Here is a 13,068-nt window from a genome sequence, read left to right as displayed (position 1 = left end):
AATTATCGTGGATCCAATATCTACGGCTGTTTCAGGGGTGAAACTGAACTGTTCATTTTTCGTACACTCACGAAAAAATCCTGAAAAACAGGGATTTGCAGCCAAATGAGAACAGGTCCACAAAAACACCGGTGAGCGCAGAGTGCCACCGCTGCCGTTGTGCATAAGCATTCAATGCAAAGGACATAAGCGCCTAAACCCGGACCTCACGCGGGGAAAATTGCACCTCCACTCGACTCTTGTTATACAAACACGCAAGGACGCCGTCAGCGCGGCCACGAACAAGAAAATTCGACCGACAGGATGCGACAGTGACGTTCATTTCCTACGCACAGAACTTCGAAGACATACGCCTGTGGCGCGCCCTCAAAACCGTCGAGAACGGCTTCTATATCGACGTCGGCGCCAACGATCCGACCCATGACTCGGTCACCAAAGCGTTCTACGACCACGGCTGGACAGGCATCAACGTCGAACCGATGCCCAACTACTACGAAGCCTTGTGCCAGCAACGTCCCAAAGACACCAACCTGCAATGCGTGGCCGGGGAAAGCACCGACAGCCTGACCTTCTACGGCATCGCCGGCACCGGGCTCTCGACTGTCGATCCGGCCATGGCGAAAATGCACAAAGATGCCGGCATGGACGTGCGCAGCCAAACCGTCCAGTCCCGCACCCTGACCTCAATCTGTGAAGAACACGCCCAGGGCCGCCCGATCCACTTCCTGAAAATCGACGTCGAAGGCCACGAAGAAACCGTCCTGCGCGGCATGGACTTCACCCGGTGGCGGCCGTGGGTCATCCTCATCGAAACCCCGTGGGACCGCGACCAGACCTGGGAAACCCTCGTCACCGGCGCCGGCTACCAGTCCATCCTGTTCGACGGCATCAACACCTACTACCTCGCCGAAGAACACCTGAACCTCAAACCCGCCTTCGACATCCCGCCCTGCAACCTGGACGAATTCCAGTTCTGCAAAGGCCACAACTTCAGCCACCCCGTCGGCGACGCCGAACAGCAACTCGCCGCCGCCCTGCAACGCGCCGAACAGGCCGAAGCACAGCTGCGCGCGATGCAAAACAGCCGCACCTGGCAAGCCATCCAGAAACTCAAGAAAACCCTGCTGCGCGCCTGACCTGAAGCCTGCGCAAAAATAGTCTGAATTCAGGGGTTTACAGAACCATCCCAATCGCTATAATCGTCGCCCAACACGCCGGTATAGCTCAGTTGGTAGAGCAACTGACTTGTAATCAGTAGGTCCCGGGTTCGACTCCTGGTGCCGGCACCATACGCAATATCGAAAAAGGCTCACCGAAAGGTGGGCCTTTTTCGTTTGTGGGTCTTACGCTCGCCCCTCTAGCTAAAGGATGGCGAATCGACGCATCCCATTCTGGTACCGCGCATCTACATCCCTCCCCGAAACGATGAGCGGTTACGGTCGAAAAGCTGTGAAGCGGCATAATGACAGCAGTGCTTATGCACAACCCTCTCCGCCGTTGCGAGCCCCTTTGTAATGAACACCGAACGACGTTACTCGATCATCTTGGAGCACAGCGCCGAGGTGCTGCTTGAACATGCACCCATGGCGCAGATAGAGGCATTTTGGGACGCCAACGACACTCGCTACTTCGGGTTGCGCATGGAAGACGAACACAGCGCGCACGCACGAGTGATTGTTACGGACGAAGTCCCTGACGACGAAGATGTGGAGCTTTCTTGTCTGTAGAAATAAGGGCACGGATTTAGTTTTCCATCTGCTGCCGGCACCGTTCTTTTACAGGTTCTTTTCACCTGCTGTTTTACCTGCCGTTATCATTGGTTATCTATTTTGGATTGACCACACCGTCAATCACGAATAACCTTGAGTCAACACACTCGCCACACGTCCTGCCCAACGGGTAGGGTCCTGCCTCAAAGCAGGCGTGCAAAAGGCGAGTTTTTTTTGCCTGGAATTTGAGCATGGCCAAGAGGGCACTTGTGACGAAGCTTCCATTTTCAAAATCAGCTTTTACCCCCCAGGCACTGCTCGCCAAGCTAAAAACGCAAGGTCTGATCGTCAACGATGACGACATGGCCCTCAAATATATTGCGTACGTAGGCCATTTCCGGCTCAAAGGATATTGGTACCAGCTGCAAGAGCCTACGACCAAAATCTTCCTACCCAACACAACGTTCGAACATATCTCTGAGCGCTATGAGTGTGATCGAGAAATCCGCGCGATTATTATGGAATCGGCGGAAAGGCTTGAGGTTGCGGTGCGCACCGTGATCTGCAACCTCCTGAGCCTGAAGTATTCACCGCACTGGTATCTAAAAAATGAGATTTTTGCCCCGAAAGGACGTGTTGGCATCGGGCAAATGCTGTCGAAAATTGAGGGGGAGGTTGATCGAGCATCATCTCGGCTTTACATAAAAGCGTATTACGACAGTTACGACGATCCCTACCTCCCCCCAAGCTGGGCTATGAGCGAATGCGTGACGCTGGGCACCTGGTCGAAAATCTTCGCAATGCTAAGAGATCCGACCGATAGGAAAATCATCTCATCAAAATTCGGTATCACGCAGGTAGAGGTTTTTGAAAGCTGGCTGCATGCATTGACAGTGCTTCGGAATATGGCAGCCCACCACGACCGGTTCATCGACGTAAAAATTGGGGTTTCCCCAACCAACCTGAAGCTCAAAGGCATCAAATTCAGCGACAACAAGACGGTCTACGCTTCGTTAACAGTGATTCATGTCTTGCTGAGTTCCATAGGATTTAACGGCACCTTCAAAGCAAGACTCACCTCAATGGAGCAAAGGTATGGCGCAGCGCTCTTCCAGCGTATGGGCTTTCCTGAGCTCTGGAAGACTGACGCCACAGGCTGGTAATTAGGGTGATAGTCACCGGGTGAAGTAGATGAGCTCATTTAATCAATACCGTTTTTACCGCCTACGGTATGTTTGAAGCGGAAAAACGGGACGGATCTATTTCCCTTGCCAGGACCATACAAAACAAAGCCCTCGTAGAAATACGAGGGCTTTGTTGTTTCTGGCGCTGGAGAAACCAAGCCTTAGTGACCAGCGCTCTGCCCACCATCCACGTGCAAAATCTCACCAGTAACAAAGTTCGCGCTATCCAGGTAAACAACCGCCTGAGCAATGTCGCTAATCTCGCCCATATGCCCAACCGGGTGCAGATTGCCCAGCGCTTCGTGCGTTTCCTCACCATGCATCGGCGTCTTGATGATGCCTGGCGAAACCGCATTCACCCGAATCCCACGCTTGGCGTACTCAATCGCCAAGGATTTGGTCGCCGCGTTCAAGCCACCTTTGGTCAGCGAAGCCAGAACCGATGGCACACCATCAACCGCATGGTCCGTCAGACTGGTGGTGATGTTGACCACATGGCCTTTGCCCTGTTTTTCCATCTCGTTGATCGCGAGCTGGGTGATGTAGAAGAAGCCATTCAGGTTCACCGACAACACATTGGCGTAGTCTTCAGCGGTGTACGCAGTGAACGGTTTGGCGATAAAGATCCCGGCGTTGTTGACCAGAGTATCGATGCGGCCAAAACGGGCGATCGCTTCACGGATCACTTGCTGCGCAACAGCCGGGTCGCCGATGTCGCCTGCCACGGTGAGGATGTCTGGATCGGTAGACGGTTTGATCGAACGCGAAGTGGCGACAACCTTGTAATCCAGATCACGGAATGCTTTGACCATGCCTGCGCCGAGGCCTTGGGATGCGCCGGTAATGACGATGACTTTTTTCGAATTGCTCATGATGAACCTCTGCTAATTAAAAGATGATTTAAAAAAGTAAGTAATCAGGCTTCGGCGGGGGCCTTGGCCATTTGTCTCAACATTTGTTCGTAGTACTCGACCGACTGCGATCCGGACACCAGGTGACGACCGTTGAGAATCATGGCCGGGACCGAGTTGATGCCGTGCTGGCGGTAGAACGCCTCAAGCTCGCGCACTTCTTTCGCGAACGCTCCGGATGCCAACACCTCTTGCGCAGCCGCCACATCCAGTCCTGCTTCCCCGGCCAGACGAACCAGAGTTTCGCGGTTGCTCGGGTTCTGGCCATCGGTGAAGTAAGCGCGCAACAGGATCTTCTTCAGCTCGATCTGCCGCCCTTCCTGCAACGCCCACAACAGCAACCGGTGCGCATCAAACGTGTTGTAGAAGTGCGTGCGCTTCTCCAGATCGAACGTGAAACCGATGGCCGCGCCACGAGCGATTTGCATGGCTTTGCCGGCGGCGACGTCCTCGGCGGTGCGTCCATACTTGCGCATTAAATGCTCAACAGCTTTTTCGCCGACTGCCGGCATGTCCGGGTTCAACTCGAAGGGCTTGAAGGTCAGCGCCACCGACACTTCACCGGCCACGTTCTCGATCGCCTGCTCCAGCGCCGTCGCGCCCAATGCGCACCACGGGCACACCACGTCGGAGATGAAGTCGATGGAGACGGACGCGGTCATGGCTTGCCCTCCGCCTCAGCCAGTTTTTTGCGGTACTGGGTGGTGGTAATACCGGCGTAGCCCCAGTTATCGGTGTCGACTTCTTCGATCACGATGTGGGTCAGGTGCGGATCCTTTTTGAGGACGCGTTCCAGGGTTTCAGTGATTTCGGCGATCACCTGAGCTTTCTGCTCTGAGGTAACGCCATCGCGGGTAATGCGAACGCTGACAAAAGGCATGAGGGAATCTCCAAGTGACCTGCCCTTCGGAATGAATGGGTAGGCGTTGGAGCTCAATGTAGGGCGTTAGCTGGAGGGGAAAAAGGTGGGGGCGGGAACATCATTAGTTACTTGGTGTAATGATTCAGCCAACAGGACGAAGGCTGCGAGGTCATTTATCGTATAACGATGCGCACCAAGTCTGGAAAGGTGATTCGGCGAGCTAACGGCCCGCCGTTTCGGATTTTTATTCGTCGTAAACGCTAAAGGTAGGTAGCAAATTCTGGCACTCTCAGAGTGCCAGAACTCTCAATTCAGAAAATCATTATATTTTCTCAAGCTACATACAGATCACGTAACGCTTCAGGATGCTGGCTCGCAACACGCAACAATGTCTGAGCCGCTCCCGTCGGTTGCCGACGCCCCTGTTCCCAATCCTGCAACGTCCGCAAACTGACTCCAATCAGCTTGGCGAACGCGCTTTGAGAAACACCCACTTTGGCGCGCGCTTCGGCAGCCGGTGACAGAGGCACCTCAGTCACGCGAGCCGCTTTGCCGGCTTTCATTTGCCGCACAGAGTCCAGCAAGTCCTGCTGGAATTGCTCCAGTTCATTGACCATCGCTGATTTCCTCCTTCAGTTGCTTGAGGAAGGCTGCGGGTAAATTGTCGAATTTCGCCTTGGTGTAGGCGATCAACAACCAGATAGAGCCTTCTGAAAGCGTGTTGTAGTAAATGACACGTGTACCACCTCGTTTGCCCATCCCGCTACGGGACCAACGAACCTTGCGTAGACCGCCGCTGCCAGGAACCACATCGCCGGCCAACGGGTTAGCCGCTAGCCAAGTAATGAATTCATGACGTTCGCCATCGTCCCAGATGGATTCAGCATGACGCTTGAAAATTTCGGTTTCGATAATCGTGAACATGGGCGTGACTATACGGCTTTGCCGTATAGGTGAGCAATGCACGTTTGTCTGATCGGACCTGACGCTGGGTGCTATGCATATCCACTCCATCATCGAACAAAATTCAATTTAGCTACAACCCGAGTCTAGAGCCGTTGGAAATTGATTGCCGGAGTTATGAAAATTACCCAGCCATAAAAATCACGAAAACGTTCCCCCACGCCACCACCTAGCCACGATTGCGCATCCTTCCCTCTCAAGCTACCTTCAGGTCGTCGCTGCCAATTCAGCGACCGGGCCTGAGAACCCGGGTAATATGCGCGCGCACCAGCGCCCTAAATCACGATTGCCGGCGTTTTTTTGTGCCTGCATTTCCGTGCAATGGCGGCTGTGCGTGGGAGACCTTAGGGTCTGCCGGGTCGTGCATACCGGTTTCTCAGCCTGCGCATAGCTGCCACCCATTCGCCTGAGAACGAATGTGACAGCTCTAATTTGTTTTTGGAGTATTGCAATGCACGCTATTGATCCGTTCAAAACTTCCATCTCTGCTACGCCTGCCATCACCCACCACCGCCCAAAAACCGGAGGTGCCCAATGACCAACCCTCAAGACCTCAAAACCATCGGCCTCACCCCTTTCTCCTACCACGCCAACGATGCGCTGTTCCGCATCAACGCCGGCGTTCCGGTGATCCAGGCCCTCTCCCACGCTTCCGATCTGCTCCACATCGCCAAGCTTCTCGCATCAGATGCCGCGATGGTTCGCGATACCGACCGGCATGCCTGGGCGCCTCATTACTTGCAGGATATGAGTAAGGCAATCATCGATGACGTGGTGAAGGTTCTCGCCGCACCGTGTAACAACCGATCCAGTAACGTCACCCCATGATTTAAACCGCATACAGAAAAGCCTCGAATTGCTCGAGGCTTTTATGCTTGAGGAACATCATTAGAAATTTTGGCCTTCTGCATAAAAACGAGTTTTCGTGCACAAAAACGATCATAAAACTAACCTTTTGCATAAAAACGTTTCGAAATCGGCCATATCACCCTGAAGTATTAACAAACGTTGCATACCCGCTCGGTTCTCACCCACTTCTGAAAACCAGCGTTTATAGCCTTGAGTTGACACAAGCCCCACCGTTGCCGAGACTTGCCTCCAAGAACGCGAAACCGACTGCCTTCAAGTGGCGATAGTCGGCGTTAGGAACCCCGTTAATGACTTGAACATCAGCGCTCGGGTGAGATCTCTTGTTTTTGAAGCAGCCTGAATGGCTGCTTTTTTTCTGCTTGAAATTAGCAACTTCACGAGTTTGGTTCTGAACCACCCGCAGGTAGAAACCCGCACCGCCATCCCCATTTCCCACACAAAAAAATGCCCAAACCTCCCGGTCCGAGCATTCTTCGACCCCGATCACCCGCCCTCCCCCAAAAGCCCCCGACCCTACACAACCCTCCAACCATCGGACGCCAGCATCATTTCGCTACTAAACTCGGGACAAGCGGGTTCAGGTGCAGGATTATAGCCAGCACGTATCGCCCAACCGACGGCCAGGTACTCAACAATAGCCAGCCCACTTTAGAGGGCATTACCCAATGGATAGCAGAACCCTACGCAACCTGATGCGCATTGTGCAGACCGGCTCATTGTCGGCGGCGGCAGAGCATTCCTGTTTAACGGTGCAGGCATTGGCTGCGCAGTTGAACAAGGTCGAAGAGCAGTTTGGTTTTCGGTTGTTTCGTCGCTCCAACAAGGGGTTGACCCTGACCACGCAGGGCACGGAACTCACGCCTTTCATGGACAAGGTGTTAGTGGCCACGCGGCAACTCGAAGAAAAAGTCGCAGCGTTGAAAGAGCCTGGGCAGCGCACGCTCAGGGTGGCGCTGAACACGACGCTTTCGTCTGACTTCAATCGGCGAATGATCGGACGCCTGATTGAGGTGTTTCCCGACTATCAGCTGGAATTCAGCTACGCCGAGTCGATGGAAAACCTCAGCAAGCTGAAGAACGAAGACTTCGACCTGGCGGTGTTGATCGGCCCGCAGCAGCCGGGATTACCGAGCATCATCCTGCCCGAGGTTCAGGTGCAGGTGGTCGGTGCCCATTGCGGCCAGGAACATGATCCGCTGGTGATGCTTGGCAACAAGTTTCAGGTGCGTCCGGCTGACGATTGTCCGTATTCCCACAGCTTCTTGCGCTTTCTCGACGCCGGTCTTGGCAATTACGAGTCGAACAAGCGGATGGTCTACTCCTGCAGTGAAACGCTGACGCTGTCGCTGATCACGCAAATGGATGGCCTCGGCATGGTGTCTCGCGATGCGGCCCAACGTAACGGCTTGACCATTTTCCCTGGCTTCGAGGATGCCCTCGAAGTGCGGTTGGCGGTCAACAACCCTGAGTTGTCGGGCCAGGCGTTGCACGATGTGGTCGACCTGCCGCTACATGAACGAACCGAGCGCAATGTACGCAGCCGTGCCCACCGCAACGGAGAGAAAGAGGTTTTTGCTGAAGTACGCACATAACAACGTCGGAATCGCGGCATAGAATTCCGGGCGATCGAGCTGCACGTGCTGATCCTTGATCAACAACGGCGTAACGCTGATGGCAGCGACGATCGCCACCGGCAAGTATTCCAGCGCACGGGCGACGAAGGGCGGCCAATGGTCGGTGTTCACTTGCAGCGGCAGCGCACGCGGCAGGAAGGTCACGGCCATCATCAGGACGACGACCAGAATCAGGAACGTTTGGTCAGGCATACACCCACCCCGCAGCCCACAAAGGTGGCGATGAATACGTTGAACGGCGAGCTGCCGACCAGGCTCAGTGCGCCCATGCAGGCGACCGCGGCCAATGCGGCGATGAGTTTGTTGCGCGTATTGCACAGTGAAACCAGCACGTAGAGCATCATCGCCGTCAGTGCGTAGTCGAGCTGATACTTGATCAAGTGCGCCGCGTACTGCGCGCAAATCGCCCCGAGCAAACCGCCGAGCACCCATGAGGTGTGACAAAACAGATTGAAGCCGATCAGGTAGCGCACATTGACCGGCGCACCCTTGCCCAGTTTGACGCTGTGGAAGGCGAACGATTCATCGGTCAACCCGCCTGCGTAACACCAACGCTCAAGTCGACTGAGCCCCATCGCCTGCAACGCCTTGGCCATGTAAACGGACATCAGCATGTGCCGCGCGTTGATCAGAAACGTGGTGAGGACAATGGTGGTCAGCGACGCGCCACTGGTAATCAGCGCCAACGCGGCGAACTGCGAAGCACCGGCGTAGACAAACAGGCACATCGCGACCGGCAACCACACTGGCATCCCGGCATTCACCGCCATCAGGCCGAACACGAACGACACCGTGAAATAGCCCGCCACTACGGGGCTTGCTTCTGCGAAGGTGCGCGAACGTTGTTGCGGCCCGACCATCAGCGGGCGGCTGCTGGACGTCTCATTCATAGGTCCCTCTCAAATGTTCTTTCGCCACGCGGTTCGCAAAAACCCTGGGCACTCCAAAAGCGTTTTCCGGCGAGGTTGGCATCGTCGACAAACAGGAACATGCGCAGTACGCCCACGCGTTTCATGTCCGCCGAAGCCGCCTCAACCAGCCGTTGACCGACGCCCTGGCTGCGATACAGCGGGCTCACCGCCAAATGGTTGATCGTGCCACGACTGCCGAGCATGCCGCCGAGCACCGCGCCGACGATTTCGCCACTGGTGTCCAGCGCGATGAAGGCGGTGGTGGTCTTTTGCACCAATACACCGCGCAGACACTTGGCGTCCTGCCATTCGCAGAAAGACACCTCTTCGAATTGCCGGAAGAAACGCTCCAGACGCTGGGCATCCTTGGCTGTCGTACGCCTCAACATCACCGGTGCAGGGCACTCGGCGAGTCTGATCGCGGCGTTGTACTGTTCAGCGAACAATGTCGAAAGCGGTCCCGGGCCGCGAGAAGGAGATCGCCAGAATTTGCCGATAAGCCATGGCGTGGGAATGGGTGTTGCGCGCTGGCGTGACGTAGTGGCGCATGTCCCGATCCAGGAAGTAAGTGGTATCGAGAATGTCCGTGTAAGTCGTCGACGCCAGATGCTCTTGTTCATGGGCGCTGTACAAGCGGCTTTCCGCCCCCTCCACGTTATTGCGTCCCCAGAAATGCACGCCGCTGAACGGGTAACCGTCGCAGTGAATACCTTCCGGGGTGATCTCCAGTTGCTTGCCTGGTTTGATCTCGATCCGGATCTGGTGAATCTGGCATTGCCAGATTTCGTCGTGCAGTTCCGGCGGCAGAACGTTTTTGTACACCTCGAAATCGGTGTCGATCAGGCTGCGCATCACCGGCGAATGAATGATTTCATCGGAGAAGTCCTGGAAGTGCCGGACCATTCCGCCCACGTAGGCGTTGTTGGCCTTGGACTGGACGTACGCGCGGTGCTCCAGTTGCGTCAGCTCGCGCGTCACCGGGTTGTATTCGAAATCGCTGTAGCGTCGGTACCGATTGCCCGCCTCGGCCTGACCGTAGTAACTGTCGGGCTCCATGTTTTCCCAACTTCTGGTCAATCTGACGAAGTCGGAGAAGTGACCGAACAGATTGAAGTCACTACTTTTGACGTTGACGTATTTGTCGCGCCGTAGCGATTCGCCCACTTCTTTGTTCAAAACGAGCATTTTCAAAATCTCCGTGCATTTAGCAACCTAATCTAGAGAGCACAGGATTTGCGTCCATGAGAAAGAATTTCAGGCATATCAAGCGTTGCTTGAAACGGGGTTTGAAGTAGCTGCAATTTGACTTTTTACGACTGAAAACAGCGGTTTTTAGCGCATTTTCACCCTCACAAGGCAAAAAAATCCCCCGAGCCAGTCGAGGGATTTTCGATTTTTTTTAACGCTTATCGATCATCAGAAGACGTTGATCGGGTAATCCACGAACACACGCAGTTCGTTACCGCTGACGTTGTACTCGCTGGACTTCTGCGACACGCGCAGCACCGAGCTGCGCAGCTTCACGCTCAGGTCTTTGGCCGGGCCGCTTTGGACGACGTATTTGAACTGGTTGAAGATTTCGCGCTCGGTCCCGCCTTCGCTGGTGGACGTAGTGATGTTGTCACCGCGCACATACGCCACGTTGTACGTCAGACCCGGAACGCCAAACGCGCTGAAGTCCAGGCCGTAGCCCAACTGCCAGCTGCGTTCGTCTTCGGCGTTGAAGTCGGACCAGTAGGAGTTCGCCAGGTAGATGGTGTTGCCACCGTCACCCACACGACCCTGGTCTTTCTGATAACCGCCGTAGGCGTAGCCGAGGTTGCTGTCGCCCGTGCTGCGCTGGTGCGCGAGGGTGAACGAGTGCGGGCCGGTGGCGAAGGTGGCGGCCAGGCTCCAGATCTTGTTGTCGTCGCCGGTGATACCGTTTTCGCGGACGTAGGAATCGTCCAGCTTGGTGCGGTAACCGTTGAAGTCCAGGGTCAGGGACTGATCCTTGTCGATCGGGAAGAGGTAGTTGGCGTTCACGTATTGCTTCTTCAACACGTCTTCGACGTCGGAGGCGTACAGCGCACCTTTGAATTGTTCGGTGAACTGGTAGCTACCGCCCAAGACGTTGATCGACTTCAAGCCACCACTGTCACGACCTTCAGCGCTTTTACGCGATTCGGCGGTGAAACGACCGGCGTCCAGTTGCAGGCCTTTGATCTCTTTGGAGGTGATCAAGGTGCCGGTGTAGCTTTCTGGCAGCAGGCGCGAGTTGTCGTAGTTCAACACCGGCAGGGCCGGCATCTGGTCGCCGTAGGTCAGCGTGGTGCTGGACAGGCGGAACTTGATCGCGGCGCCGCCCTTGGACAGGTCATCAGCCGGCTGGCCACTGTCGCCCTTTTTGAAGAAGTCGATGCCTTGCGCGCCGCTACGGTCTTCGCTGCGCTCCAGATTGAGGGCGTACAGACCGAAAGCGTCGACACCGACACCGACGGTGCCTTGGGTGAAGCCGGACGAGAACGTGCCGATGGCCGCTTGGCCCCACTCGGATTTATCCGGGTTGCCGTCTTTGTAATCACGGTTGATGTAGGCGTTGCGCAGCAGCACTTTGAGGCTGCTGTCTTCAACGAAACCCTTGGACTCGGCCTGGTCGTTAGCCATGGCCTGTGTAGCACTCAACATCCCCAGAGCGATCAGGCTGATTCGCTTGTTCAACATTTTGTTTTCCTTATTTCGGGTTGAAACGCGCTGTGTCGAACGGCTGAAACGGCGCTATCGCACTCTTTTTTCACCCCAAAACAAAAAGGTCCGCGCACGAGAAAATCGTGGCGGACCTTTTATTATTTTGTGAGTCGTGGCGGTTAGCCACAGGCGTTGGGCGGGATCCTAGTCGCGCCCATAATGCTGTGTCAATTTGATGAATTGACTATGGATAGATGAAAAACGTCTAAGCTAGTTGCGCCAGCCAGGTCGCAAACGCCTCGGGTTTGCCGAGCCACGGGCTGACATCAACCAATGTGAACTGGCCATTTCGCTCAAGCGCCAGTGTCGGAAAACCTTGTCCGCCGACCTTGGCCAACAGGGCGCGACTGTCCTTGATGTGCTGACCGGTCTTGGCACTTTGAAAGGCCGCTTCGAAGGCCAGAGGTTCCAGGTCAATCTCTGTTGCCAACTCAAGCAGCACCGACTCATCGGCAATGCGCCGACCTTCAACGTAATGCGCGGTCTGCAAACGCCCCAACAACTCAATCCCGCGCCCGGCGATTTGCTCAGCGGCCAGCACTGCCGCAATCGGCGGCGCAGAATCAAACACCGCCGTTTCATCGCGCAGCAGACCTTCAAAATACGCTTCGCCAAAAGGCTGGCCGCTGTATTCGGCAATGCGTCGATCGTGGGGCATCACGTAATTGCGCAGTTGTGGTGAAACAGCCTTGCGGTTGGCGCCCGTCATCATGCCGCCACCGTGGGCAATTACTGGCAACACGCCTTGGACAGCCTGCACCAGCGGTTTGGCGCCGTAGCACCAGCCGCACAATGGGTCATAAATGTAATGAAGGATCATCGGAAGGCTCCGGCATCAAAGTAGGAAAATTTAATGCCGGCAGACTAATCCTCAGGTGATTGCGGAAAAACGCTGGAATGGCTTTCAGTCTGTTTCGTGGATCGGTCAAATAATGCAGGCCGATCTCTGACCTTCAGTGGTCCTGAAAAAACCATCGCCCATAAAAAAGCGCCGCCATCCCGGCAGCGCTTTATCAATCCTTTGTTTATTTTTCTTATCCTTCCATCACATCCCACAACGCTTCCAGCTCCGCTTCGCTGAACAAGCCAGCGGGGTAGCGCTCGATCATCATCCGGCGCGGATCAGGTTCACTGATCTGACGCGTTCCATTGGACTTGAACCAATGCGCAAGGACCTGGAGCGATTCGCTATTAATTGCCAGGGGATGCAACGCCCGCTCGCTCACTACGTTCACTTCGGCGTTCATTTCAGCGCTCTCTCCTGGTTTGTGAGCGGCTAACTTATCCAAGGTTTATG

17 protein-coding genes and 1 tRNA gene are annotated in these 13,068 nt (G+C 55.2%); 6 read left to right on the top strand and 12 right to left on the bottom strand.

Going from position 1 to position 13,068, the window contains the following annotated elements:
- Window positions 1-311: 311 nt before the first annotated feature.
- From BK660_RS24145 to BK660_RS24130, 4 genes are all read left to right on the top strand, one after another.
- Complete coding sequence (locus tag BK660_RS24145) at window positions 312-1,136, top strand: FkbM family methyltransferase (RefSeq protein WP_123435416.1); 825 nt, start codon at window positions 312-314, stop codon at window positions 1,134-1,136.
- A gap of 77 nt (window positions 1,137-1,213) precedes the next feature.
- Window positions 1,214-1,289 (top strand) — tRNA-Thr (locus BK660_RS24140).
- A gap of 225 nt (window positions 1,290-1,514) precedes the next feature.
- Entirely contained in the window at window positions 1,515-1,727 is a 213-nt protein-coding gene (locus tag BK660_RS24135) for a hypothetical protein (RefSeq protein ID WP_059181808.1), read from the top strand.
- Between the two features lie 233 nt (window positions 1,728-1,960).
- Complete coding sequence (locus BK660_RS24130) at window positions 1,961-2,872, top strand: Abi family protein (RefSeq protein WP_123435415.1); 912 nt, start codon at window positions 1,961-1,963, stop codon at window positions 2,870-2,872.
- A gap of 182 nt (window positions 2,873-3,054) precedes the next feature.
- Here BK660_RS24130 and BK660_RS24125 read toward each other — a convergent pair whose 3' ends face one another.
- From BK660_RS24125 to BK660_RS24105, 5 genes are all read right to left on the bottom strand, one after another.
- Complete coding sequence (locus tag BK660_RS24125; protein ID WP_046031261.1) at window positions 3,055-3,765, bottom strand: SDR family NAD(P)-dependent oxidoreductase; 711 nt, start codon at window positions 3,763-3,765, stop codon at window positions 3,055-3,057.
- A gap of 44 nt (window positions 3,766-3,809) precedes the next feature.
- Entirely contained in the window at window positions 3,810-4,466 is a 657-nt protein-coding gene (locus BK660_RS24120) for a DsbA family oxidoreductase (RefSeq protein WP_123435414.1), read from the bottom strand.
- Entirely contained in the window at window positions 4,463-4,684 is a 222-nt protein-coding gene (locus BK660_RS24115) for a tautomerase family protein (protein WP_123435413.1), read from the bottom strand. The genes BK660_RS24120 and BK660_RS24115 overlap by 4 nt, the downstream gene beginning before the upstream one ends.
- Window positions 4,685-4,998: 314 nt before the next feature.
- Entirely contained in the window at window positions 4,999-5,283 is a 285-nt protein-coding gene (locus BK660_RS24110; protein WP_185045209.1) for a helix-turn-helix domain-containing protein, read from the bottom strand.
- Entirely contained in the window at window positions 5,273-5,590 is a 318-nt protein-coding gene (locus BK660_RS24105; RefSeq protein ID WP_123435412.1) for a transcriptional regulator, read from the bottom strand. The genes BK660_RS24110 and BK660_RS24105 overlap by 11 nt, the downstream gene beginning before the upstream one ends.
- Before the next feature lie 573 nt (window positions 5,591-6,163).
- Between BK660_RS24105 and BK660_RS24100 the strand changes: the two genes are divergently transcribed.
- Together BK660_RS24100 and BK660_RS24095 are read left to right on the top strand one after the other, a co-directional pair.
- A complete protein-coding gene (locus BK660_RS24100) occupies window positions 6,164-6,457 on the top strand; it encodes a DUF3077 domain-containing protein (protein ID WP_123435411.1) in 294 nt (97 codons plus the stop codon).
- Window positions 6,458-7,164: 707 nt separating this feature from the next.
- A complete protein-coding gene (locus BK660_RS24095; protein ID WP_123435410.1) occupies window positions 7,165-8,091 on the top strand; it encodes a LysR family transcriptional regulator in 927 nt (308 codons plus the stop codon).
- Here the strand turns inward: BK660_RS24095 and BK660_RS24090 are convergent.
- From BK660_RS24090 to BK660_RS24060, 7 genes are all read right to left on the bottom strand, one after another.
- The gene (locus BK660_RS24090) at window positions 8,008-8,325 is read right to left on the bottom strand and encodes an AzlD domain-containing protein (RefSeq protein ID WP_081743912.1); all 318 of its coding nucleotides are present in this window, start codon (window positions 8,323-8,325) and stop codon (window positions 8,008-8,010) included. The two genes, BK660_RS24095 and BK660_RS24090, sit on opposite strands and share 84 nt — an antisense overlap.
- On the bottom strand, window positions 8,304-9,023 hold the full coding sequence (locus tag BK660_RS24085; protein ID WP_046031272.1) for an AzlC family ABC transporter permease: 720 nt from the start codon (window positions 9,021-9,023) through the stop codon (window positions 8,304-8,306). Before BK660_RS24085 ends, BK660_RS24090 begins: the two co-directional genes overlap by 22 nt.
- Window positions 9,020-9,433: a GNAT family N-acetyltransferase gene (locus BK660_RS24080; RefSeq protein ID WP_185045211.1), complete on the bottom strand. Its 414-nt coding sequence runs from the start codon at window positions 9,431-9,433 to the stop codon at window positions 9,020-9,022. The genes BK660_RS24085 and BK660_RS24080 overlap by 4 nt, the downstream gene beginning before the upstream one ends.
- Before the next feature lie 46 nt (window positions 9,434-9,479).
- Window positions 9,480-10,229, bottom strand: coding sequence for a 2OG-Fe dioxygenase family protein (locus BK660_RS24075; protein WP_123435409.1), 750 nt, complete (start codon window positions 10,227-10,229; stop codon window positions 9,480-9,482).
- Window positions 10,230-10,460: 231 nt separating this feature from the next.
- Window positions 10,461-11,747, bottom strand: coding sequence for an OprD family porin (locus BK660_RS24070; protein WP_123435408.1), 1,287 nt, complete (start codon window positions 11,745-11,747; stop codon window positions 10,461-10,463).
- A gap of 229 nt (window positions 11,748-11,976) precedes the next feature.
- Window positions 11,977-12,591 carry a DsbA family protein gene (locus BK660_RS24065; RefSeq protein WP_123435407.1) on the bottom strand — a complete coding sequence of 205 codons (615 nt, stop codon included), beginning with the start codon at window positions 12,589-12,591 and terminating at the stop codon, window positions 11,977-11,979.
- 214 nt (window positions 12,592-12,805) lie between these two features.
- Complete coding sequence (locus tag BK660_RS24060) at window positions 12,806-13,018, bottom strand: HAD family hydrolase (RefSeq protein WP_123435406.1); 213 nt, start codon at window positions 13,016-13,018, stop codon at window positions 12,806-12,808.
- Window positions 13,019-13,068 lie beyond the last annotated feature (50 nt).

Origin of the sequence: Pseudomonas brassicacearum, from assembly GCF_003732265.1 — a bacterium.
In the GTDB taxonomy this organism is placed as follows: domain Bacteria; phylum Pseudomonadota; class Gammaproteobacteria; order Pseudomonadales; family Pseudomonadaceae; genus Aquipseudomonas; species Aquipseudomonas brassicacearum_D.
Note: the sequence above shows the minus strand (reverse complement) of the source record. Positions and strands in the feature narration are given on the sequence as shown.